The 23,996-nt window shown below is 39.8% G+C and carries 19 protein-coding genes, 1 tRNA gene, 2 rRNA genes and 2 pseudogenes (1 of these 24 only partly in view); 22 read left to right on the forward strand and 2 right to left on the reverse strand.

From position 1 onward, the window contains the following. The 9 genes from ACK8P5_RS00400 to ACK8P5_RS00440 all read left to right on the forward strand — a co-directional run. Window positions 1-1,564, forward strand: a 23S ribosomal RNA gene (locus tag ACK8P5_RS00400); it begins 1,364 nt to the left of the window's first position. Between the two features lie 129 nt (window positions 1,565-1,693). Then, window positions 1,694-1,810, forward strand: a 5S ribosomal RNA gene (gene rrf, locus ACK8P5_RS00405). A 302-nt stretch (window positions 1,811-2,112) separates the two neighbouring features. Further along, window positions 2,113-3,570 carry an IMP dehydrogenase gene (gene guaB, locus ACK8P5_RS00410; RefSeq protein ID WP_422659049.1) on the forward strand — a complete coding sequence of 486 codons (1,458 nt, stop codon included), beginning with the start codon at window positions 2,113-2,115 and terminating at the stop codon, window positions 3,568-3,570. 223 nt (window positions 3,571-3,793) lie between these two features. Beyond that, window positions 3,794-5,209, forward strand: a complete 1,416-nt coding sequence (locus ACK8P5_RS00415) for a D-alanyl-D-alanine carboxypeptidase family protein (RefSeq protein WP_422659050.1) — start codon at window positions 3,794-3,796, stop codon at window positions 5,207-5,209. Between the two features lie 121 nt (window positions 5,210-5,330). Beyond that, window positions 5,331-6,212 (forward strand): pyridoxal 5'-phosphate synthase lyase subunit PdxS, encoded by an 882-nt coding sequence (gene pdxS / locus ACK8P5_RS00420; protein WP_422659051.1) that lies wholly within the window; start codon window positions 5,331-5,333, stop codon window positions 6,210-6,212. 15 nt (window positions 6,213-6,227) lie between these two features. Beyond that, entirely contained in the window at window positions 6,228-6,815 is a 588-nt protein-coding gene (pdxT, locus tag ACK8P5_RS00425; RefSeq protein ID WP_422659052.1) for a pyridoxal 5'-phosphate synthase glutaminase subunit PdxT, read from the forward strand. Between the two features lie 137 nt (window positions 6,816-6,952). Next, complete coding sequence (gene serS, locus ACK8P5_RS00430) at window positions 6,953-8,233, forward strand: serine--tRNA ligase (protein WP_422659053.1); 1,281 nt, start codon at window positions 6,953-6,955, stop codon at window positions 8,231-8,233. 66 nt (window positions 8,234-8,299) lie between these two features. Continuing rightward, window positions 8,300-8,388 (forward strand) — tRNA-Ser (locus tag ACK8P5_RS00435). Between the two features lie 135 nt (window positions 8,389-8,523). Then, complete coding sequence (locus ACK8P5_RS00440) at window positions 8,524-9,585, forward strand: tyrosine-type recombinase/integrase (protein WP_422659054.1); 1,062 nt, start codon at window positions 8,524-8,526, stop codon at window positions 9,583-9,585. 504 nt (window positions 9,586-10,089) lie between these two features. Here ACK8P5_RS00440 and ACK8P5_RS00445 read toward each other — a convergent pair. Further along, window positions 10,090-10,356 carry a hypothetical protein gene (locus ACK8P5_RS00445; RefSeq protein WP_422659055.1) on the reverse strand — a complete coding sequence of 89 codons (267 nt, stop codon included), beginning with the start codon at window positions 10,354-10,356 and terminating at the stop codon, window positions 10,090-10,092. Window positions 10,357-10,944: 588 nt separating this feature from the next. Between ACK8P5_RS00445 and ACK8P5_RS00450 the strand changes: the two genes are divergently transcribed. The 13 genes and pseudogenes from ACK8P5_RS00450 to ACK8P5_RS00510 all read left to right on the forward strand — a co-directional run bounded on the left by ACK8P5_RS00450 (window position 10,945) and on the right by ACK8P5_RS00510 (window position 23,292). Continuing rightward, window positions 10,945-11,997: a hypothetical protein gene (locus ACK8P5_RS00450; RefSeq protein WP_422659056.1), complete on the forward strand. Its 1,053-nt coding sequence runs from the start codon at window positions 10,945-10,947 to the stop codon at window positions 11,995-11,997. A 247-nt stretch (window positions 11,998-12,244) separates the two neighbouring features. After that, window positions 12,245-12,589, forward strand: coding sequence for a transposase (locus tag ACK8P5_RS00455; protein ID WP_422659057.1), 345 nt, complete (start codon window positions 12,245-12,247; stop codon window positions 12,587-12,589). Further along, window positions 12,511-13,395, forward strand: coding sequence for an IS3 family transposase (locus ACK8P5_RS00460; RefSeq protein ID WP_422659058.1), 885 nt, complete (start codon window positions 12,511-12,513; stop codon window positions 13,393-13,395). The genes ACK8P5_RS00455 and ACK8P5_RS00460 overlap by 79 nt, the downstream gene beginning before the upstream one ends. Window positions 13,396-13,591: 196 nt before the next feature. After that, on the forward strand, window positions 13,592-14,233 hold the full coding sequence (locus ACK8P5_RS00465; protein ID WP_422659059.1) for a recombinase family protein: 642 nt from the start codon (window positions 13,592-13,594) through the stop codon (window positions 14,231-14,233). Between the two features lie 758 nt (window positions 14,234-14,991). Then, the gene (locus ACK8P5_RS00470) at window positions 14,992-16,314 is read left to right on the forward strand and encodes an ABC-three component system protein (RefSeq protein ID WP_422659060.1); all 1,323 of its coding nucleotides are present in this window, start codon (window positions 14,992-14,994) and stop codon (window positions 16,312-16,314) included. Further along, the gene (locus ACK8P5_RS00475) at window positions 16,298-16,798 is read left to right on the forward strand and encodes a hypothetical protein (RefSeq protein ID WP_422659061.1); all 501 of its coding nucleotides are present in this window, start codon (window positions 16,298-16,300) and stop codon (window positions 16,796-16,798) included. Before ACK8P5_RS00470 ends, ACK8P5_RS00475 begins: the two co-directional genes overlap by 17 nt. Continuing rightward, window positions 16,795-18,771 (forward strand): hypothetical protein, encoded by a 1,977-nt coding sequence (locus tag ACK8P5_RS00480; protein ID WP_422659062.1) that lies wholly within the window; start codon window positions 16,795-16,797, stop codon window positions 18,769-18,771. The genes ACK8P5_RS00475 and ACK8P5_RS00480 overlap by 4 nt, the downstream gene beginning before the upstream one ends. 265 nt (window positions 18,772-19,036) lie before the next feature. Beyond that, window positions 19,037-19,138: pseudogene (locus ACK8P5_RS00485) on the forward strand (molecular chaperone GroEL); the annotation flags it as partial. 145 nt (window positions 19,139-19,283) lie between these two features. Further along, window positions 19,284-19,490, forward strand: a pseudogene (locus ACK8P5_RS00490) (GMP synthase (glutamine-hydrolyzing)); the annotation flags it as partial. 266 nt (window positions 19,491-19,756) lie between these two features. After that, entirely contained in the window at window positions 19,757-20,392 is a 636-nt protein-coding gene (locus ACK8P5_RS00495; RefSeq protein ID WP_422659063.1) for a hypothetical protein, read from the forward strand. A 903-nt stretch (window positions 20,393-21,295) separates the two neighbouring features. Then, entirely contained in the window at window positions 21,296-21,637 is a 342-nt protein-coding gene (locus tag ACK8P5_RS00500; RefSeq protein WP_422659064.1) for a hypothetical protein, read from the forward strand. Window positions 21,638-21,717: 80 nt separating this feature from the next. Continuing rightward, window positions 21,718-21,867, forward strand: coding sequence for a small acid-soluble spore protein P (locus tag ACK8P5_RS00505; protein ID WP_422659065.1), 150 nt, complete (start codon window positions 21,718-21,720; stop codon window positions 21,865-21,867). Between the two features lie 333 nt (window positions 21,868-22,200). Continuing rightward, window positions 22,201-23,292 (forward strand): hypothetical protein, encoded by a 1,092-nt coding sequence (locus ACK8P5_RS00510; RefSeq protein WP_422659066.1) that lies wholly within the window; start codon window positions 22,201-22,203, stop codon window positions 23,290-23,292. A gap of 90 nt (window positions 23,293-23,382) precedes the next feature. Here ACK8P5_RS00510 and tadA read toward each other — a convergent pair whose 3' ends face one another. Further along, on the reverse strand, window positions 23,383-23,874 hold the full coding sequence (gene tadA / locus ACK8P5_RS00515) for a tRNA adenosine(34) deaminase TadA (RefSeq protein WP_422659067.1): 492 nt from the start codon (window positions 23,872-23,874) through the stop codon (window positions 23,383-23,385). Between the last annotated feature and the right edge of the window lie 122 nt (window positions 23,875-23,996).

Raw genomic sequence — 23,996 nt, forward strand, 5'->3', positions numbered from 1 at the left:
GAAGGTTCGTCCGCTCAGGGTAAGTCGGGACCTAAGGTGAGGCCGAAAGGCGTAATCGAAGGACAACAGGTTGAAATTCCTGTACCACCGTAAACCGTTATGAACGATGGGGTGACGCAGGAGGGTAGTGACGCGGACTGATGGATGTCCGTCCAAGCAGTGAGGCTGATGTGTAGGCAAATCCGCACATCGTTAAGGCTGGGCTGTGATGGGGAGTGAAAATTATAGTAGCGAAGGTCATGATCTCACACTGCCAAGAAAAGCCTCTAGTCAGGTGAAGGTGCCCGTACCGCAAACCGACACAGGTAGGCGAGAAGAGAATTCTAAGGCGCGCGGAAGAACTCTCGTTAAGGAACTCGGCAAAATGACCCCGTAACTTCGGGAGAAGGGGTGCCCCGGTAGTGTGAATAGCACGAGGGGGCCGCAGTGAAAAGGCCCAAGCGACTGTTTAACAAAAACACAGGTCTGTGCGAAGCCGTAAGGCGAAGTATACGGGCTGACGCCTGCCCGGTGCTGGAAGGTTAAGGGGAGTGGTTAGGAGCAATCCGAAGCTATGAACCGAAGCCCCAGTAAACGGCGGCCGTAACTATAACGGTCCTAAGGTAGCGAAATTCCTTGTCAGGTAAATTCTGACCCGCACGAATGGCGTAACGATTTGGGCGCTGTCTCAACGAGAGATCCGGTGAAATTTTAATACCTGTGAAGATGCAGGTTACCCGCGACAAGACGGAAAGACCCCATGGAGCTTTACTGCAGCTTGATATTGGATTTGGGTACGATCTGTACAGGATAGGTGGGAGCCTAAGAAACAGGAGCGCAAGCTTCTGTGGAGGCGCCGTTGGGATACCACCCTGATCGTATCTAGGTTCTAACCTAGTACCGTGAACCGGTGCGGGGACAGTGTCTGGTGGGCAGTTTGACTGGGGCGGTCGCCTCCTAAAGAGTAACGGAGGCGCCCCAAGGTTCCCTCAGAATGGTTGGAAATCATTCGAAGAGTGCAAAGGCATAAGGGAGCTTGACTGCGAGACCTACAAGTCGAGCAGGGACGAAAGTCGGGCTTAGTGATCCGGTGGTACCGCATGGAAGGGCCATCGCTCAACGGATAAAAGCTACCCTGGGGATAACAGGCTTATCTCCCCCAAGAGTCCACATCGACGGGGAGGTTTGGCACCTCGATGTCGGCTCATCGCATCCTGGGGCTGAAGTAGGTCCCAAGGGTTGGGCTGTTCGCCCATTAAAGCGGTACGCGAGCTGGGTTCAGAACGTCGTGAGACAGTTCGGTCCCTATCTGTCGTGGGCGTAGGAAATTTGAGAGGAGCTGTCCTTAGTACGAGAGGACCGGGATGGACATACCGCTGGTGCACCAGTTGTTCCGCCAGGAGCATGGCTGGGTAGCTACGTATGGACGGGATAAGCGCTGAAAGCATCTAAGCGTGAAGCCCCCCTCAAGATGAGATTTCCCAATTAGTAAGACCCCTTGAAGACGACGAGGTAGATAGGTTGGAGGTGGAAGTGCAGCAATGCATGGAGCTGACCAATACTAATCGGTCGAGGGCTTATCCTACAAGTTTTCTGAAAGAAAACTAGCTTCGGAAGCGATACGCTTTGCAACGGAGCAAGACTTTCAGGAACAATGCAAGTTCGCAAATTCAAGTTTCGTATCTAGTTTTCAAGTGATCAAACACTTGAACCGTTTGGTGGCGATAGCGGAAGGGTTCCACGCGTACCCATCCCGAACACGACCGTTAAGCCTTCCAGCGCCGATGGTACTTGGACCGAAGGGTCCCGGGAGAGTAGGACGTCGCCAAGCGAACAACCAGAGAAACCACTATCGAGCAATCGATAGTGGTTTTTTTGTAGATTTATAATGGATGCTTTGGCTTTTTCCGGGGAAAAATATAAAGAATGTCCATTCACGGGAGACGGATTCTCTTGCACAGAGCCGTTTTAGGCGCTCTGTACAAGGAGCTATTCTTTCCTTGACAGCCCATAGGGGCTTTGCTAAGATGGCAATAATATATTTTTGAAAATAATCATGAAAATGACGTCCAGTCCAGCTCTGACCGTATTTTGAAGTCCGCCGGAAGACGACAAAAAGGAGGAATAACCCAGGTGTGGGAAGATAAGTTTAGTAAGGAAGGCTTCACTTTTGACGATGTATTGTTGGTTCCTAGAAAATCGGTGGTTCTTCCCAAAGAAGTGGATGTATCAACCAGATTGAGTGAGCATGTGAAACTGAATATTCCATTGATGAGCGCAGGAATGGATACAGTTACAGAGGCTCCTTTGGCAATTGCTATTGCTAGAGAAGGCGGAATCGGCATTATTCATAAAAATATGAGTTTAGAACAGCAAGCTGAGGAAGTTGATCGTGTTAAACGCTCTGAAAGTGGCGTAATTACGAACCCATTCTCCTTAAAAGCTGATCATTTAGTATCCGATGCAGAGAATGTAATGTCCAAATTCCGGATCTCAGGCGTTCCGATTGTAGACGATCAGAACAAATTGATCGGTATTTTGACAAACCGTGATCTGCGTTTTGTTCATGATTACAGCATTGCGATCAGAGAAGTAATGACGAGCGAGAACTTGGTAACTGCACCAGTTGGAACTACGCTTGAAGAAGCGGAGACACTGTTGCAAAAACATAAAATCGAGAAGCTTCCATTAGTAGATGAGAATAATGTCCTAAAAGGGCTTATTACCATTAAAGATATTGAGAAGGCAATTCAATTCCCGAATGCTGCTAAAGATGCTCAAGGTCGTCTGCTAGTCGGAGCGGCTATCGGTATCTCGAAGGATACATTTGATCGTGCTGAAGCGTTGGTAAAAGCAGGGGTTGACCTGATCACTGTTGACTCTGCTCATGGTCATCACATTAACATTATCGAAGCAGTACGAAAATTGCGTGAACTGTATCCAGAGTTGACTATTGTCGCTGGTAACGTAGCTACAGGCGATGCAACTAGAGAGCTTATCGAGGCAGGGGCATCGGTTGTAAAAGTTGGTATCGGTCCAGGATCGATTTGTACAACTCGCGTTATTGCAGGTATCGGTGTACCACAAGTTACGGCAATCTATGATTGTGCTAATGTAGCTAGAGAGTACAACATTCCAATTATCGCAGATGGCGGTATTAAATACTCTGGCGAAATCACTAAGGCAATTGCTGCAGGAGCAAGTGCAGTTATGCTCGGAAGCATGTTTGCTGGAACAGAAGAAAGCCCAGGTGAAGCTGAAATTTACCAAGGACGTCGCTTTAAAGCATACCGTGGTATGGGTTCCCTCGCAGCTATGAAGCAAGGTAGTAAAGACCGTTACTTCCAGGATGATGACAAGAAGCTTGTGCCAGAAGGAATTGAAGGCCGTGTGGCATATAAAGGACCTTTGGCAGATACGATTCACCAACTAATCGGTGGATTGCGTTCAGGTATGGGTTATTGCGGTACTGCAAACCTGAAGGAACTTGCTACAGATACACAATTCATCCGTATTTCTGGTGCAGGACTTCGTGAAAGTCATCCGCATGATATTCAGATTACAAAAGAAGCGCCAAACTATTCGTTGTAAGACCGTTAGAATTTTTAACATGAATATCATCACGTCCTTCATATAGTAAGGAGATATTTATCAACCTAAGAAGTTACCATTAGAGAGCCATTCTGTATGATTTAGCCCTCTTGAAAAAGACAAGCCCACTTAAATGTGTCGGGCTTGTCTTTTTTTGATAACCCCCCTGTGATAGAATAGAACAAGCAATCGACTTAGTGAGTAATGAGGGGAGCTATTTCATTTGAAATTCAAGTTAGCTAAATCTAAGAAACGTCCAATTGTACAAAGAACGATAGCATCAGTCATGCTTATGAATATATTATGCTTCTCTGCCGTGCCTGCCGTTATGGCATTCGCTGAATCATCAACTGTAGCTACTGCAGATAAACAAGAGGCAACAACAAAAACAACAACGTCAGCGAAAGATAAATCAGCTAAGAAGGATAAAGTCCCGGCGATGGATACGCTAGGATTGCAAGTTAGGTCGGCGGTACTTATGGAACCTACTACGGGGCAAGTGTTACTATCCCTTAATTCCGATAATGCACTACCACCTGCGAGTATGACAAAAATGATGACAGAGTACATCGTTCAGCATGAGATTAAGCAAGGAAACTTGAGCTGGGATACGGTCGTCACTGTAAAAGAAAATGCAGCTAGCAGTGGTGGTTCCAAGATATTCTTAGCGGAAGGCGATCAGCATACGGTAGAGGAGCTATACATAGCTATGGCGGTCGGTTCTGCTAATGATGCTGCTGTAGCATTGGCTGAACAAATTGCTGGCTCTGAGGAAGAATTCGTGAAGATTATGAACGATAACGCGAAGCGAATGGGCATGAAGACTGCTCATTTTATCAATGCAACTGGTTTGCCGCGTTCGTTAATGCCTAAGAATTACAGACCGGCTACTGAAGAAGAAACAGTGATGTCTGCAATGGATACAGCAAAATTGGTTAAATTTATCGTTGAAGAACATCCTGAATTTTCGAAATATACAACGATTCAATCTTATAAGTTCCGTGAGCGTGACAAAGATCCAATCGTAAACTTGAACTGGATGCTCGAAGCTAACAAGGATGTAACCAACTTCCGTTCTTTTGCTTATGAAGGTCTGGATGGTATGAAAACAGGCTTTACAGAGGAAGCGCTCAACACCTTCGCTGGTACGGCAAAACGTGATGGTATGCGCCTCATCAGTGTAGTAATGGGAGCAGAGACGAAGGCTTCGCGATTCACCGAGACTCGTAAACTATTAGACTATGGATTTAACAACTTTGAAATTAAGAAGGTTGTTGATGCGAACACTGTAGTTGAGGGTGTAGAGACAATCGATGTTAAGAAAGGTAAAGATACAAAGGTTAAGCTCGTTACGAATAAAGACGTCAGCTTTATGTTGCCAAAGGGCTCGGATGGAAGCAATCTGAAGTTTGAGGCTAAACTGGATAGCACAAGCTTGACGGCTCCAGTTAAAAAAGGTACAAAAGTGGGTACGGTAACTTACACCTACGAAATTGAAGGAATGAAGAACGTTCAGAAAGCAACAGTAGACCTTGTAACCTATGAGGACACAGAGAAAGCTGGCTGGTTCAAGCTTTTCTTACGGGCTATTCAGCAGTTTTTCGTGGATTTGTTCGAATCTATTAAGAATCTTTTCTAATATGAATTAAATCCCGAGTAAATGGGTTGCCTATTTATTTCTTGTACGGTAGAATTACAAGTTAGATTGATAGTTTGTATTATAAATAAGATAATGCGACATTTTCGGGAGGCTAGGGGATATGGAAACGGGAACAGCTACTGTAAAAAGAGGTATGGCGGAAATGCAAAAAGGTGGCGTCATTATGGACGTCATGAACGCGGAGCAAGCAAAAATTGCTGAGGCAGCTGGAGCAACAGCAGTTATGGCACTTGAACGTGTTCCTTCTGATATCCGTGCGGCTGGTGGGGTTGCTCGTATGGCAGATCCAACTATCGTTGAAGAAGTGATGAAAGTCGTATCTATTCCAGTTATGGCTAAAGCTCGTATTGGCCATTATGTGGAAGCTAAAGTCTTGGAATCGCTTGGTGTGGACTACCTTGATGAGAGCGAAGTTTTGACACCAGCTGATGAAGTATTCCATATTGATAAATGGAACTTCACCGTACCATTCGTTTGTGGCGCTAAAGACTTGGGTGAAGCTCTTCGTCGTATCGGTGAAGGTGCATCCATGATCCGTACAAAAGGCGAACCAGGAACAGGTAACATTGTAGAAGCTGTTCGTCATATGCGTTTCATCAACAGTCAGATCCGCAAAGTACAAAACATGTCCAAAGACGAGCTGTTCGCTGAAGCGAAGAACCTAGGCGTATCCTACGACCTCCTGAAAGGTGTTCAAGCAGATGGGAAGCTTCCTGTTGTTAACTTCGCAGCAGGTGGAGTTGCAACTCCAGCAGATGCAGCTCTCATGATGCATTTAGGTGCAGATGGTGTATTCGTGGGTTCTGGTATTTTCAAATCGGACAACCCTGAGAAATTTGCTCGCGCAATTGTAGAAGCTACCACTCATTATGATGATTATAAATTGATCGCTGAAGTATCCAAAAACTTGGGTGCCCCAATGAAAGGCATCGAAATCTCCAAGCTGTCACCATCCGAGCGTATGTCGGACCGCGGCTGGTAAGAGAGAAGGGTCAGCATGAGAATCGGAGTCCTGGCACTTCAAGGTGCAGTTGCTGAACATATCCGCAGCATTAACTCGGCTGGCGCAGAAGGCATCTCGATTAAACGGGTAGAGCAACTGGAATCAATCGATGGATTGATCATTCCGGGCGGTGAGAGCACGACGATCGGTAAGCTGATGCGTAAGTATGGTTTTATTGATGCGATTCGTGATTTCTCTGCAGGCGGTAAACCTTTATTCGGTACATGTGCGGGTCTTATTGTTCTGGCGAAAGAAATCGCTAGCGGGGAAGAGGCGCATTTGGGTCTGATGGATATCAAGGTTGCGCGTAACGCCTTTGGTCGCCAGCGGGAGAGTTTTGAGACCAAGCTTGTTATTAAAGGAATTGAAGAGCCAATCCGCGCTGTATTTATTCGGGCTCCACTGATTCTGGAGGTCGGTAAGGGCGTTGATGTGCTTTCAACGTATAATGAAGAGATAGTGACTGCACGGCAGGGGAACTTGCTTGTTGCATCATATCATCCGGAGCTAACGGATGATTATCGGCTTCATCAGTATTTTGTTGAGATGGTGAAGGAAGCAGCCCTAACGGAAAAACTGTAAATTCACTTTGGAAAAAGCATCTTGACTCTTATTTTAAGGGTCAAGTTTGTTTTTTTCTCGGTTTTTCAATAAAATATAAAGAATGAATGAATTTGAACTAGTTACACCGATGGATGTTTTACTTAGGAGGGTTTCCTGTGTTAGACGTAAAAATATTGCGCAGTGAGTATGATCGTGTAGAAGAAGCATTGAAAAATCGCGGAAAATCGCTTGATTTGATCGCGGACTTTCCGAAGCTTGATGCACGTCGTCGTGAGCTGTTGCAGGAGAGCGAAAGTCTGAAGAACCGACGCAACACAGTGTCGGCCGAAGTGGCTAAGCTGAAAAAAAATCGTGAGAATGCTGATGATCTGATCTTGGAGATGCGAGAGGTTTCTGACAAGATTAAAGGTATGGATGAAGAAGTGCGAGAGCTGGAGAGTCAAATATCCGAGCTCACTTTGGCGATTCCGAATATTCCTCACGAAAGTGTACCTATTGGGGCATCGGAAGAAGAAAATGTAGAACTTCGTCGTTGGTCGGAACCAAGAAAGTTTGATTTTGAACCAAAAGCGCATTGGGATATCGCACAATCTCTCGATATTTTGGATTTTGAAGCTGGTGCGAAGGTAACTGGATCACGGTTTACGTTCTATAAAGGTTTAGGTGCTCGTCTTGAGCGTGCATTGATTAACTTTATGATGGATCTTCACAGTGATCACGGTTATGAAGAAATGTTGCCTCCTTATATCGTCAACCGGGACAGCCTATATGGTACGGGCCAGCTTCCTAAGTTTGAAGAGGATCTCTTTAAGCTGTGTGATTCTGATTATTATCTGATCCCAACGGCTGAGGTTCCAGTGACGAATTATCATCGTGAAGAAATTTTGAATCCAGAGGATCTTCCGAAGAAGTACGTAGCTTATAGCTCATGCTTCCGTTCAGAGGCTGGAGCTGCGGGACGCGATACACGCGGTCTGATTCGTCAACACCAATTCAATAAGGTTGAAATGGTGAAGATTGTCCACCCAGAATCCTCTTTTGATGAACTGGAGAAAATGACGATTGATGCAGAGCGTGTTCTTCAGCTTCTAGAGCTTCCTTATCGCGTTCTTGTGCTGTGCACAGGCGACATGGGATTTGGCTCGATGAAGACGTACGATCTGGAAGTTTGGCTTCCTGAGAGTGGCGTGTACCGTGAAATTTCTTCATGTTCCAACATTGGTGACTTCCAAGCTCGCCGTGCTAATATTCGTTACCGTCCAGAGCCGAAAGCGAAGCCAGAATTTGTCCACACTTTGAATGGATCGGGTCTAGCTGTAGGTAGAACTGTAGCTGCAATACTGGAGAATTATCAACAGGCTGACGGCAGTGTAGTCATTCCTGAAGTGCTTCGTCCATATATGAGAAATGTAAGTGTAATTGAACAAAAGAAATAACTTGCTAATAATGTTTGTCCTGTGGTACAATAACTAATGCACACGATTGTTATTGTTTTACCACTTGGAGAGGTACCGAAGCGGTCATAACGGGGCGGTCTTGAAAACCGTTAGGGGGCAACTCCACATGGGTTCGAATCCCATCCTCTCCGCCATACATAAACATATCCATTGTCACATAAGCTATTGTGGCGATTATGACAGAAACGCACTTGACTGTTGAACAACGGTCTAGTGCGTTTTTTTGTGTTAGTGACCGTTAGAGGAAAACCTAACGGGAGGTACTCGATATGAGTTCAAACAACGGAAAAACACCGCATAAACGCGGGCAAAGAAAGAATAATTTAGACATACCTCAGCGGCTTTTAGACCGCCTAACTCCTTCGGTCTTAGAAACGCCCCGCTCCACACCACGGGAAGCTGAAAAAGCTCCACAAGAGACTTTGGCTTTGAGTAAGCTGTTTAACCGCTACTATGCCGCAAGGCAAGCCGCAGGAGCGGCAGAACGCACCTTAGAAGACTATAGGAAGCACATTAACTGGTTTCGCCGTTTCTTGGCATCAGAGTACAGCGGTCTTGATAACTTTGTACCGAACCGTGATGTGATTCGTTCATGGATTTCTCATATGTTGACGGTGCAAAAACTCAAGCCATCCACAATAAACATCAGACTGCGAACAGTTAAGGCAATGTTCAATTGGGCTATGAGTGAGGGAATCATAAAAGAATCTCCGTTCAACAATGTAGAACTACTAAGAGTACCTGAAGAAGACTTTCAAATTATTTCGAAAGCACAGGAAAGAAAGTTGTTCAATTGCTGTGAATTAACCACTGTTACTGGACTACGCGATGCTCTGTTAATGTCATTCCTGCTTGATACAGGGGTGCGTATTGGCGAATGTATGAGGATTTTGGTGGATGAGATTGATCTGCAAAATCGTTCCGCATCTGTTCGGGCTGAATCAGCTAAAACTAGAAAAGCAAGGACAGTGTATTTTGGAGCAAGGACACAAGAGCTATTGGTTATTTATCTTGCTTGGCATGAGATCAACGGACAAGCGCCAAATTTGTTCCTTAACGAGTTTGGTCAACCCTTAGATAAGAATTGGGCAACTAGATGCATCAGCTTCATTGGTAAGAAGGCTAAAATTTCAGGTGTTCGCATAAGTCCTCACACGTTCCGACATACGTTTGCGACTCGTTATATAAAGGCAACAGGTGATCCGTTTTCATTGCGTCGATTACTTGGACACTCATCAATGGAAATGGTCAATCGCTACGTTAATCAGGATGCCGCTGATGTTCGTGAGCAGTATGAGAAGTTCATGAATAGGGGGAATGAGCAATGGTGACATCTCGAAGTGTAAGGCTAGCTATGGGGAAGATGACATTACTTCCAAAAGGCTGGTAGTACTCGCGAGGATGCATTCTAAAGATTGTTCTGGAAATTAGAAAGTGATACTCCCCCAGAGCGTAGGATTCCATACGAGTCGAAATTGAGTGTCTGGAAGCGGATGTGTGCTTCACATACTCAACATGGAGGAGCTTAAACTAATTTGAAAACAGAGGGTTTAGGAGCGACTATATTAGTAAGCGTTGATGAGTGTATTTAATAAACGGGCAATCATTGGGTATGATCCCCTAGATGGTTGCCCGTTTATAATTAGTTCATTTTAAATTATAGTGAAAGTCATCAGTAGACTAATTTTGTTGATTAGTTCTTTAACTTGTTACATTATGAAGATCAATGCGATATACAGAGTCGATAGAACAATTGCCTTTAAGATGGTAAGAGCGATTAACGTCTACGGCAATTGTTTCATATAGGATTCGATTTAGTAATGATACACGTACTATTAATGTTTTCGGCTTAGTGACATTTCTTTAATGGTTTTACCTTCGGATTTAAAGTGTTTCGCCAACAAATGCTTGCAAAAACCGCTGAAGGATTGTGGCTCTAACAATGCCAAACGGAGCAAGCCCATTTGGTAAGGATCATCCTTATTAAAAGATACCCCTTGAGTAATATATTGACCTTTTGTTTCATCGTAAAGGTCTTGAAGGTATTCACCTACGTTCTCTTGCGTAATCGACAGATTTCTCCATTTTAGTTTTCTATTCATTATATACATTTTTTCCATCCCTTCATTACTTCTCGTGTGGTATCAGAAGTATTATACCCGTTCGTCTTCAAAAAATGTAAAAGAATTACATAAATGCCAAAGAAAGTACTGATTTGTGTGTAATTTATACTGAGCTATTTAATCAGACCCTTTAGGGAAGTTGCTAAAACTTATTGTTCTTCTTGAAAAACATCGAGAGTTATAAAAGACAACTATAAATAAGCGGAGATGCAGGGGATTAGTTTATCATGATGTTCAGATGGCAAGGGCTACTTAAATTATGTCATTACTCAGAATGAATGTAAGGTAGAACATTGATTCTGGAATTTTTTAAAAGGAGTTTTCGGGTTTCTTTTAATTTGTTACCATGTGAAAACAGATATGAAAGGAGGATTGTGTACAGATTTATACAGACAGGTATTAAATTTAAGTATAACTCTGTACATGTAGTAACACATTCATCAAAAAATCATGTACGCATACGTACATCTTCTAGACTGTAGATACCATATAAAGAAAATAAAACATATAACATAATAAAACATTAATCTGGAGGGTGATGGTGCGAAAATAAGGAGAGATTTTATTTTGAACCAACCTTTTGTTCCCATACCAATGAGAATGTTTGCATTTGAGACAGAATTCTTTGCCACTAATGATGAGCTATTAGTTTTCTACTATATCGGCACTTTAGTTTCAGCAAGGAACCCGCTCGTAGCCCATCTCAATATTGAATTGTTACACGCAATGATGTTACTAGACACGACGAATCCATCACGCGGGAAGAAGCGTATTAAGTCTGCGATTGATAGTTTACATTCAAAAGGATACGTTGAACTAAGTTATCGAGAAAGTACTCTTAAAAATGATACGCTATTAGAAATTACTGTGTTAGAACTCGAACATCAGATTTATAAAGAACGTGTTTTCAGTAGGGGTTCTTCTTACGCAGGTTACACAGCTGTAACAGACGACTTATTTAGTTGTGCAACATCAGTTTTAGTCCTAAGAGCATTAATTTATCATGATTGGCGTAGTAAAATTGACTATGATATTTCGTTTTCTGAGTGGGCAAGTATTTTAGGCGTGAGTCGTCAAACCGCTATCAACGTTATTAATGAATGTACTACGTCGGGTCTTTTATCAAAACACCGAGGTGACTACTACACCGAACCTTCTGGAGAGATTCGACAAAAAACTAATAAATATTACAGGAAACCAACTGCTCCAGAACGAAGTCCTCAAAAAGACAAAAACACCCGACTTCAATCTAGTGCGTCTGAAAAAGAATCAAGAGAAAAGCGACAACATAACTGGTTTACAGAAAAGTTTGTGAACGTAGATGATATGATTGTGTACTTGACCACTGATTGTTCAGTACTAAAGACTCACGCGGGAAAAAGAATCAAGGCAATTTCCAACAGCCTCTCGGGGAAACAACGGATGGATAGTTTGCTTAGTAAAGCACAGATTACCATTAGTAATGAAAAACAAATAACATTGGTTTATAACGCAATAAATGAAAGTGCTATGCAAGATATGTACAACCACTCTGACAATTATGAGGAAGTCTACAGAAGAAGCCGACAAAAACAGTCAAACAAGAACGAGGATTTTAGTTATTTGCTGGGAAATGACTGAACTCTGTAAGCTATCGTATCGCAAAATTTACTCACTGTAAAAATGAGTGTATGTGATGGGGCAATTATTTATAGGTAGTACTTGTTTGAAACTGTAAACCATGCCCCCATAAGCAAGTTTCATAACACTAAAAATAAAATTTATATAAGAAAGAATGAAAAGCCCATGAGACTGAAGTGCACCCCTTAGAATAGACATTGGAAAAACCCCTTGGTTATTCCGATAAATTCTTGGGGGTGCATTTTTTATGGCAAAGAAAGGTCAAAAGTTTAAATCATATTCAGACGAAGTCAAAAAAGAGGCGATTCGCCTTCATGTTGAGGAAAAATGGACATACAGGCAAATCACGGAGCACTTCGAGATTCAAGATAAGGATCGTGTAAAGAGGTGGATGCGAAAATATCGGGAATTAGGTGAGTTTGGATTATTAGATCAGCGAGGGAGACGCGAAGAATATTTGAATCAAGATCGCTATGTCCAAAAATTAAAACGGGAGAATGAATTGCTAAAAAAGTGCTTGGAAATCTGGATGAAGGAGGTAAGAAAGAACGATTTGCCATTATCGAACAAGCCGTCAAATCCGGACAAATAACTGAAATGTGCCAATTTTTTAGTGTTTCTAGAAGTGGCTATTACGCCTATTTAAAGCGTAAAGGGAACGACCGAGATGCTGAAGACAAACGGCTGATCCGCAGAGTGTACAAACGCTACGAAGGGAAGTATGGTTACCGACAAACCCAACTATTTCTGTGGCAAGATCACGGTGTGTGGATGAATCACAAAAAGGTACTGCGTCTCATGCTAGAACTTAGATTCCAAGCTAGCATACGCAAGAAACGCCAATTCAACATGGCATACAAGACCGCAGAACGTGTAGCGGAGAATCTGCTTAAGCGTAACTTTACGGCTGAAAAGCCAAACCAAAAATGGGTAACGGATATAACCCAATACCGGGTGGGCGAGCGTTGGCTGTACCTCTCAGCAGTGAAGGACTTATTCAACAACGAGATTGTGGCATACCAGCTGAGTGAGCGTAATGACAACGAATTAGTTCTACAGACATTCGCCAAAGCGTTTGCCAAGCAAAAAGACGTGACTGGATTGGTCGTTCACAGCGACCAAGGGTTCCAGTACACGTCTCATGCGTACCACGACATGCTGCCAAAGGTTAGCGCCCAAATTAGCATGTCTCGTCGGGGCAATTGCCTAGACAACGCCTCCATGGAGAGCTTCTTCTCGCATCTTAAAACGGAAGGGCTCTATCCATATAATATCCGAAATCTGGCGGAGGCACAAAGGAGAATTGAAAAATACATACGATTTTACAACCGAAAGCGACCACAGCGGAAATTAAATAAACTGACGCCGGTAGAGTACCGACGCCAGTTTACAGCCTAGGTGTTTTTTCAATGTCCACTAAATGGGGTCTTGACCAGACACTCTAGGGGCTTTTTTTTAAAAAAAGGTTTATAAACGTATGCCTTTAGCAACTATCCGTAAACAACCGAAATATAGTTTGTAAAGATATTGTTTTTATTTTATAAACGTTTATTATATAACTATAACTTTAATAAACGGATAGCGGGGAATCAACATGACAAACACAAAAGTTTTCGGCTATGTTCGTGTCAGTGACAAAGGACAGAACCTAGAGCGTCAAGATATTAAGATGTTAGAGTTAGGAGTAGAGGAGCGTGACATATTCGTTGATAAAGCAAGTGGGAGGAACTTTGAACGTCCACAGTACCAAGCTTTAAAGAGCGTCATTCGAGAAGGGGATTTGATTTACATTGACGCTTTAGACCGTTTAGGACGGAACTATGATGAAATCAAATCAGAGTGGCAATATATTACTCGTAATTTGAACGCTGATATTGTGATTTTAGAAAATCGAGAGCTTTTTGATAGTAGAAAGTTCAAGACAATGGGCGACATGGGAAAGCTAATGGAAGACCAATTTCTTTCTTTGTTGGCTTATGTAGCTGAACAAGAGCGTAAAAAAATGTTACAGCGCCAGAAGGAGGGCATTGCGGTTGCCAAAGCTAATGGAAAGCATTTAGGTAGACCGCAATTAGACCTTAATACTTTGACAAAGCAACAAAGAGCAGACTTGGAAGCTAACTATGAAGCTTGGGAATCTAAAGAATTGTCAGGTGTTCAGTTTATGGGAATCTTAAAGCTGAAAAAGAACTCATTCTACAAGATTATCAAAGAATACAAGGAAACAATTCAATGAGTAAAGGTTGATCTATAGGGCTTTTCTGTATGTTCATTCTCGAGAGCTAGTCCATTTAAAATATAGATTTTATTAGAGTTGTGTGAAGCTGTCAGATGGCTTTATGAGGGCGTAGGAGAGTTGTGACAAGCCGTGATAGATCGAGTTGACACCATTCGTCACTGAAGGTCAGGGACGTGTTATGTGAACGATAGAACGTTACAGAGTGAGGGTAGTAGAGGGGGAGTTTCCGATATTTTGATGATGATGAATGGAGAAGCCAAGCTACCTGCTACACGCACACAAAAAGGATAACGAAGCGATACGAGAGCAATCTTGTGAAGTTGAAGTATATTGGAGTCCCTGACGGATAGAATCGGCGAAATAATGAAATTTCTCTCTTTGAATAGGAGTACTCCTAATTAATATCAATATAAAAGACTTAATTATAGAAGCGATCATATATCTTTATAAGCTTAATGAGAGTTAGCTATATATAAAGATGATAGCGATGCATCGCTTTGTCGCATAAAAAAATCGAGCTCTCGTCAATTCACGAGAGCTCGATTTTTTCTTTGGTGTATTTGTTTTCTTTCATAATTAGTATTCAATTCGTTGATCCTTGAAGGTAATACTGAATGCCTATGGTTTCTTTTCGATGAAGTATATAAATATTACCATTTATAATGGTCATAAATTGTTGGAAAAGATATAATGAAATACAGCAGATAACGACAGGAAAGTAAAAATTTTATCATATTGCAGAATGAGGGAATCAAATGGATGGTAACTTAGAACTACTGAAAGAAGCTTACCGTGGGAATAAAATAGTTCCTTTTATTGGAGCGGGATTATCCGAGCCTTTTAAAATTCCAACTTGGGCTGAATTAATAAAGAATATTACTGACACATACGCAAAAGGAAAAATAGAATCGCTGTTAAGGAGTTCTGTTGATTGGCACCTTGAGAACTATGATTACTGGGGTGCAATTGATCAATTAATAAAATATGCAAATTTAGCGGATCAAGATATTCAAAAAACAATTGTGAAATTGATAAAAGAAAAAAGAATTCAGGTGGAGGATGTGAGCCTTCATAATTATTCTGATTTGGCAAAAGAGAATTTTTCTCTTTACCTGACAACTAACTATGAAAATCTCCTTTATGAACATATAAAGTGTGATACAGTTCCAATTTTGCTAAAGGAAATGGATTTTAGTACTCAAGATATGTTTGATGAAACACGAATTTGTCATCTTCACGGGTACACATCTAATCCAGGTTCTATAGTCATAAGCAGGAGTAGTTACGAATCACTTTATCAAAATGAGAAGTATGGTGAATTACTAAAAGCGGTAACAAGTAGTAAATATTTATTGTTCATGGGTTTTTCATTTGATGATAAATTTGTGAGTGATTTAATCAAAGACTATAAACAATATTTTAATGGAATGCACTATATTCTTTTGAATAATCCTACTCAAGATAGAATGAGAGAACTACGAGATGAATACGGGCTAATTACTATTCCGTATGATACAACTGGTTCCTCACATGTGGCTGAGATAAGAAGAATCTTGAATTATTTAAGTGAAAATTTATCAGGTTATACTTCAGAAAATATTCATGAGGTGGAGAGTAAAGCTGATGATTTGATTAACTCTGTTGCTCTTGGTGCAGGTTTAGCCCATTTTAAAAAAAATTTGAAGGGAAACCTGTTTTTTAAAAAACTAAAACTCGAAAATGTTGATGAATCTATTATTGAATTAAGTTCAATTTTTTATGTAGCATCCGAAGAATATATTCGTGCTTTGAAAAAGACTGGCATGTCTTTAGAAATTATTGACGCGTTATTAGGTAAAGTATTCACCCAATATAAGGTGTTATTTATTGATGCATATGAGAAACATGGTGATAGTAGTGCCGTTGTAAAAGTAATTCATGAAAGTTTGAAAGAATTTGATTTTGGAAGGTATGAGAAACTATTTGAAAACAATAAGTCTGATGAAAATGAAAACAGAGGGTTCATTCACCTATTAGCTGAGGATGAAGAAATGGATGTTTGGTGGGGAAAGGAACGATTTGATGAAAAACCAGGCTAAACAGAAAAATAAAATGACATCAGTTCCTCACTCTATTGAACTTTTATTTAATAATGAGAAATTAGACATAATGAAAGTTCTATGTTTAATGAATGCTTTTGCATCAAAGAATCATAAGCCAAGAAAAGTGTCAGAAATAATGTTTTATTATAGTCTTATTAATTTTGATCTGATCCAACTATTTAATAGTAATGAAAGAAATATGAAAGGCTCAATCCCTTCTCCGAATATGTATTTTCGTTTTCAGACTAAGCTTAATGAAATTCTTCTCAAAATGGTACACCTTCAATTCATTGAAATTAGAGGTCAAGTTGTTGATAAAATTGATTCTATGAAAGTCGAATTAAAACCAAGAGGAAAAGAGTTTTATGAAGCAGTTGATTCGGAATTTTTTGATGTACTTAAAAATAACTACATAGATGCTATTAATAATGTTAAATTCACAGTTAGTAATCAGAAAGTAATAAAGGGGGTGCAACAGTGAGTCGTATACTTATAAGAAAATTAATTATTCAAGGGCTGATGTATAGAAGGACAATAGAATTTAATGAGGGACTTACTATCATTAGTGGTGAAAAGACCTCAGGGAAATCACTAGTACTTAGTTTAATAGATTATTGTTTTGGAAAGAGTGGAAAGATTGATTTGTCAGTTCAAAAAGAATTAGCATCGCATTGTGATCAGGTCTTTCTTGAAATAAAAATTAATGATGAGGTAATCACTCTTAGGCGACCAATCAAAGAAAATCAGACTAAAATAAGTATATATTTCTGTGCATTCGAAGATCTTGATACTTATACACCTAGAGTATTTGGGATTAAAGAGGCAATGAAGTTTTTAATGAGAAAGCTAAATATAAATGAGTATAAACTAATCAAAAATAAAAAACATAGTAATGAAAAAGAGATAGAGGGTATTTCTTTCAGGGACATATTTAGATATGTGTATATACACCAGCATGAGTTGGGAACTAATAACTTCTTACAGAATATTGATGCATTCAAACGATATAAAAATCCTCATGCTTTCAAACTTATGTTTAATTTAGTTGAAGCTGATAAAAATGAATTAAGTGATAGTTTGGTCAGAACAGAGAATGAAATTGAAGAGACAAAAAAAGAAATATCTGGACTGGTCTCATATCTGAAAGATAAAGATGCTGAGGATCGAATTGGGTTACAAGCAAAGTCAGATAAATTTATTAAAAGTATTGATGAACAAAATAAAATTAAAACAGCTATTATTAATAATAGTAAATCTAACAGTAATAATGAGAATGAGATGTATATCAAGCTCAAAAAAGATCTAGCATTAATAACAAATGAGATTTATGATTGTCAAAGTAAAAAGAAGCATATACAGCTATCTATTAATTCTAAAAAATTATTATTGGAAGAGTACAACATTGAGCAGGCTGAAGTAGATGCAACTTTGGAAGTTAATTATAAACTAGTGATATCAGAACAAAAAATTGAATGCCCTCTTTGTAACTCAAATGTAGTGAATACTACCAGTGAGGTAGAGGGTGAAAGTAAGAATTCAGAAAAAATGCTGCGCAACGTAAAAAAAGAGATTACAAATAAAATAGCACTTGTAACAAATTTGATGAAGCATGAAATGAAGAATATTGAAGAAATAGATATCCATGTTAAGAGGCTGACAAAAAAGCAAAATCTACTTAATGAAGTAATAGTGGAATTCACAAAAGAAACGGATGTCCCTTTCCTTTCTCAAATCGACAGTATAAATGTAATGATAAATAGACTTATTAAAGATCATGAAATGATTAAAGAGGGACTGAGAATTCATCATAAAATTGATGAGAAAAAAAATCATATTATTGGATTAGAAGCTACGGCTCTACGTTACAAAAATGAACTTAATAATCTACAGGTTAATGAAGAGTACAAAGAAGAAGTCTTTAGTTTTCTTGATAAGGAATATAAAAAAATAATGTATAGATTGAAATATAATACAGATGGCGCGACTTATATAGATGTCGAAAGTCATATTCCTTATTTTGAAGGTGCGAGTGTATATGTACATGAAAGTGGCGGATTATTAGAATGTATGCAATTGTCATACTTAGGAGCCATATTAATAAGTAAAGTGGATAATTATGCTCTTGGTCATCCTGGTTTTTTATTATTGGATTCTATCAGCAAATATTTTGGAACATTGAAAAAGAATGATCAGGAAGAAGAAAAATTAGATGTAGAGAAAATAGTAACTCAGGAAGAGTTTAAATCTATACTTGATGAGAAAAGTAAAATAAATGATCCAGAGGTTTATCAGGAATTGTATGAAATTTTAATTGAGTTAAGTGATAATCATCAAATTATCTTGGTGGAGAATACTCCACCTGAGAAAGTTGATAAGTATACTAAGTATACCTTTCTGAGTGGTAAACATGGTCTAGTGGACTTATCTCAAAATGAACTTGCAGATATGAAATAATGAATTAAGGAAGCATCTTGGATCGGCTACACTTAGTTGGACAGAAAAAATAGGGGCAAGTAGAATTAGACCGCTTTAGTTAGTCGATGAAAGAGAGTTTTTTGGTCTAAATTACTGAGTTGTTAGAACTAAGGTAAGGTTTGAGAGACTGTTTAAATAAAGCAACCACCACTTTACAATGTAATTGTAAGCATGATTGCGAGAAGTAGTCATTGCTATAAATTTGTTATTAATAACTGTGATGAAAATGCTCAGAAAGCTTGTTACAGGTATCGTTGACCCTGCTAAAGTTACTCGTTCTGCGCTCCAATACGCTGCATCCGTTGCAGCTATGTTCTTGACTACAGAAGCTGTAATAGCATATTAGATTAAACTCCTAATACACTTAGTTTGTTTTCAAGTGTACTAGGAGTTTTTTTACACATTTTAGCTTGAATATTCCATGTTCACCCGCTACAATTGATCTATAAAATAGCACAGTAATAGACATGTAATGACCTAAAATTGAAGCAGGTGTCATGGGTGATGCTCGTACGTATTCCTACACCGTAGGTATCCGCGCAGTAACTTCGATCGATGGAATGACTGCGGACTGGGCACGTATCCCTTGGGATATCTTAGAGAAAATCTCTGTTCGTATCGTAAACGAAGTGGATAATGTAAACCGTATCGTTTATGACGTAACGTCCAAACCACCAGCAACGATTGAGTGGGAATAAAACTAAAAATTATCTATACCTATTCAATTGCAGGTTTGAAGCGCTATTTATAGCATGAGAATCCTTTGCCCTGCAACAATTACCGTACAAAATTCAACTCTCGTTTATTCATAAACGAGAGTTTTTTATTTGTCAAAAATTAATGAACTGATAGACAAACGTTTATGGGAATAAAAAGCTTGAAAGGAAGAAGAAATATATTTACTGAGAACAACCTACCATTAACAAAGGGCGTACATATACGGACACCTCATAACGGATTCATGTTGGAAGTTATTAACACCTCCTTTACAATTCAAGTTCTATATATTACATTATGTATTACAAATTTTATTACAAAACATATTGCTTTATTGGAGATGGGATTTAACATGGAAAATGCTTCAAAAACAATAAGCTTTAGAGCTGATGAAGAAACCTTAGAAAAGATGGAGCAATTAAAAAAGAATTTATTTAAAAATTGTGAATTGAGTAATTCTGAGTTACTTCGTTATTCGTTGAATTATCTTGATAGTCATTATGGAAAAAGAATGGCTGATACTGAGAAGATGTATGAGCTAGTTAAATCTTATATAAAGGCTGTATTTCTAAATGCATCTAGAGTGGAATTTGGAATGTTAGATGATATTCTTTATGCTTTGGAAGATGTTTATGCAGAATATTATGTTGAAGAAATTGAGGAGTTAGGGAAACTTTATGACGAACTCGAACCAATCACTGTTGCGCAATTAGTGCGTTTTAAACATAAATCTATTGCCTTGATTTTCCTTAGAATAATGGGAGAAGATGTAGAAGAACTTGAATCTATATCAGATGATGATTTAGCGAATTTTCTTTTGAAGAAGTTCTCAGAAGAAGTATTTAAAAAGGAAGCAAAAAGATTATTTCATATTGATTGTTAGTTCTTAGTTCTTTTTTTGTGTAGAGCATATACAGCAGAAAATCTGAGGCAGATTGGAGCTCAAAAGAGTTGGGGCTTTTTCTGTGTCTTAGTGAGCTCTTATATATTGACGCTAATCTCTTAGGATCATTTACTTGATATTGTAGTCATTTTATAATTGAAAAAAGCACCAAAAGAAATGATTATGTTAGAAGAGTGTTAATTAGAGTGAACGAATATGAGATAAAGTATGATAATACTGATTTAACACGAATGCTTACCTATTCTTTAGGTAGTTATTTTTGTTTTCGATAGGGAGTAAGGGCATTGGGTTTTCATTCAATTGGTCACTTTCGTTGTTTAAAAAAGATGAGACAGATATAGTCAAAAAGCTTTCATTAATTGCATGGCAGGTTCATTTTGATTTAATAAAGTTCATGGTGACAGAAGTGAGGATTTCAGTATATCAAGTTATATGGTAATGCAAATAAAGGTGAGAAAGTGAGCTCACAAGTGTGTACGACAATTATAGATTTGCTTAGTAACGCATGAATTTTCTTTTACAGGTTGACTCATGCTTTTGAAAATAATAAGATGAAGCTGTCCTAACGGTCATGTACTAAAATAAGCGTTTAGACTCAGACCGCTGTAGCGGATCAACAATAAAGTGCTATAAACTCAGTCATAATAAGATGTAGCGGGTTTTTACAATGAGGGGCGGTCTTGAAAACCGTTAGGGGGCAACTCCACATGGGTTCGAATCCCATCCTCTCCGCCATACACAAACACACAAACCGTTTTCCGATGAGGGAGACGGTTTTTTTGTATGTTTTTTTTTATTTATTTATCAGCGTGCATTGTATTTTTTGTAAAGCATAAAAAGAAACACATCTCCACAATTTAAAGACAAGGGGAGGTGTGATACATGAACTCAGAGCTAAATATTGACCAGGAAACATTGGTAAGCGCATGGCAGGAGCGGTTGCCTACGGTACTGAAACCCGGTGATCATGCAGAAGTAGCAGCTGATATGGCCAATCCTCAAGCCGTTCGAATTCACATTGATGCTGCTGGAAGACAGGATTACTCCTTTGACTTTGAATGCTGCTACGTAGATTCCAGAGAAGTTAAGGTAAAGCTGGTGGACGTTGAACGAGCTGGCGTTGTTATTGATGAGCGCAATGAGAACATTCAGGGAATGGCGGGAGACTATACGCGTCATATTCATGAATGTGCACAAGCACTACAACAAATAACCAACCCGTAGTCTCACGAGGCCAACTTTTACTGTAAACTGCTCGGATTTAAGGAGATTGTGTTCTATGATGAAATGGAGGAGTGCAAAGTATGAGTAAGCCCAAGTCTATACCCGTACCAGAAGCTCAAGAACCTCAGAGAAAACGGAAAGAAAGCGGAGGCGGCATGCAGGAGCCAATGACTGGCTCGCACCGCGCGAAGACTCAGAAGCAATCAGGACATTTTAACCCTGAGGGATAGATTACTACTTGTACAGCGGTTTAATTTCCAAATGAAAGGCTTCCTGCTGTTAAGCAGGGGGCCTTTTCGCTGTCTATTTCTGCTACGTTAAAATAAGGATCATAAATGAATGAAACGTAATTGTTAGATACAGCGTATTAAAAACACAAGACGCACCGGGGCCCTAGCGTTCGCTGTTTGTTATAACTCACTCTTTAGATCTGGAAAGAAAGGAAAATGAAAGGAAAATTTATTTTAGTAAATTTTCCATAAAGTGTTCCTCATTTGGTGGAAATAGTTTATGATTAGAAGGTCTTGTTATTTTTTATGGTCATGAGGGGAGAGTAATTTTAAATGAACAACAAGAAGTTTGCAGCTATCATGCTGTCATTGATGTTGATGTTGACAGTTGTGTTATCAGGCTGTGCAAAGAAGCAAGAACCTAAAGAGGCAATGAGCACTGCTGCGAAGAACGCCATGTCAATGACGTCTTATGAAATGAAGAGCAGCTTCGTTATCGAAGATCTTCAGATGAAAATGGCAGCAACTGAGGGCGATCCTACCGTTGATCAAGCGGTTACTATGTTGAAGAATGCTGAGCTTACATTGACTGGTATTCACCAGGCAGAACCTCAGCAGCAGACTGAAATGCAAATGGGTATTAACCTAAAAGGCGATATGGCAATGACCTTTAATATTGATATGGTCATGACTAAAGAGAAGATCTATGTGAAGATCCCAAGTATTCCAATGCTTCCATTCCCAGAGGATGTAGTAGGTAAGTATTTGGTCTTGGATATGAAAGAACTGGCTGAAGAAGCCGGGGAAACATTCAATCCAGAAACACTTGATGCTGAAAAGTCTCAGAAATTTGCAACAGAAGTTTTAGATGCTCTAATTTCAGAGTATGACCAGACTAAATACTTCAAAGAAGTTGCAACTAAAGATGCTAAACTTCCAGAAGGTGTAGAAGCGAAGCAAGTCGTACAATTCTTCGTGACTAACGATAGCCTGAAAGAAGCACTGGATATCTTCGTAAACAAAGCAGCTCCGAAAATCGTAGATATTATGGCTAAAGATGAGTACCGTGAAATGCTTGGTCTGACGAAAGAAGATATTGAACAAGCAAAAGAAGAAGTTAAATCCGTTGATCAGGGTGAATTCAAACAAGATCTTGAAGAAATGCAGAAGTACCTAAAGATCAATACGTTTAACATTAATACAGCTATTGATAAAAAGGACTTCCCGGCTTACCAAGATCTCGTTATGAATGTGGACTTCAACGATCCAGATACAAAAGATACGGTGAAGCTGGCAATCAAGGGAAGCACACAGTACAGCAAGATCAATGAGAAGCAAACATTCAAAATTGGAATTCCTAAAGATGCTGACGTGATTACAATGGAGCAGTTCCAGGAATCCATGGGTCAAATGGGCGCTTATTAATTAGTAGTTAACTATTTCAAAAAAACCCAGCCGTCCTCGGCCGGGTTTTTTTGTTTTTAAAAATAACAATAGATTTTAGTGAGAGAGGTTCTATTTTCCTCGCAAACGCCGAAAGAACTGGGTCAATAGGGTTGCACACTCTTCTTGTAGTATTCCTTCTACCACTTCGGTACGATGGTTAAAACGGGATTCCTGAAGTAGATTCATGAGTGTCCCAGCACAGCCTGCCTTAGGGTCTTGAGTGCCGTATATAAGCTGAGGCACTCTCGATTGGACAATAGCCCCTGCACACATGGGACACGGCTCTAAAGTCACATATAGACGACAATCGAGAAGACGCCACGCACCAAGGTGACGACTGGCATCCCGGATGGCAACCATTTCGGCATGTGCTGTCCCATCGAAGGTGGTCTCACGTAAATTGTAGCCACGCCCGATGATTTCATTATCATGGACGATGACTGCTCCAATAGGAACTTCTCCAAGCGCTTCAGCTTTGAGGGCCTCAGCAATAGCTTCACGCATCCAATATTCATGATTTTGATTATCCACAGCGTGCGGATCGTTATAATTCAAACTCAAACCATGTTCTCCTCTCATTTGGGACTAAAGTAGTAGTTATACAACGAACATTCATTCGTTTGTTAACATGATGTGGACACTTTTGTGGAAAAATAAAAAGTTATACACAGACTTATGCACAT

Source organism: Paenibacillus sp. EC2-1 (assembly GCF_049311625.1).
Lineage (GTDB): Bacteria > Bacillota > Bacilli > Paenibacillales > Paenibacillaceae > Paenibacillus_AQ.

Coding starts and splice junctions, on each gene's coding strand:
- pdxS (WP_422659051.1), top strand. CDS start 5,331: ATGGAAACGGGAACAGCTACTGTAAAAAGAGGTATGGCGGAAATGCAA.
- pdxT (WP_422659052.1), top strand. CDS start 6,228: ATGAGAATCGGAGTCCTGGCACTTCAAGGTGCAGTTGCTGAACATATC.
- ACK8P5_RS00440 (WP_422659054.1), top strand. CDS start 8,524: ATGAGTTCAAACAACGGAAAAACACCGCATAAACGCGGGCAAAGAAAG.
- ACK8P5_RS00445 (WP_422659055.1), bottom strand. CDS start 10,356: ATGAATAGAAAACTAAAATGGAGAAATCTGTCGATTACGCAAGAGAAC.
- ACK8P5_RS00455 (WP_422659057.1), top strand. CDS start 12,245: ATGGCAAAGAAAGGTCAAAAGTTTAAATCATATTCAGACGAAGTCAAA.
- ACK8P5_RS00465 (WP_422659059.1), top strand. CDS start 13,592: ATGACAAACACAAAAGTTTTCGGCTATGTTCGTGTCAGTGACAAAGGA.
- ACK8P5_RS00470 (WP_422659060.1), top strand. CDS start 14,992: ATGGATGGTAACTTAGAACTACTGAAAGAAGCTTACCGTGGGAATAAA.
- ACK8P5_RS00475 (WP_422659061.1), top strand. CDS start 16,298: ATGAAAAACCAGGCTAAACAGAAAAATAAAATGACATCAGTTCCTCAC.
- ACK8P5_RS00500 (WP_422659064.1), top strand. CDS start 21,296: ATGAACTCAGAGCTAAATATTGACCAGGAAACATTGGTAAGCGCATGG.
- ACK8P5_RS00505 (WP_422659065.1), top strand. CDS start 21,718: ATGAGTAAGCCCAAGTCTATACCCGTACCAGAAGCTCAAGAACCTCAG.
- ACK8P5_RS00510 (WP_422659066.1), top strand. CDS start 22,201: ATGAACAACAAGAAGTTTGCAGCTATCATGCTGTCATTGATGTTGATG.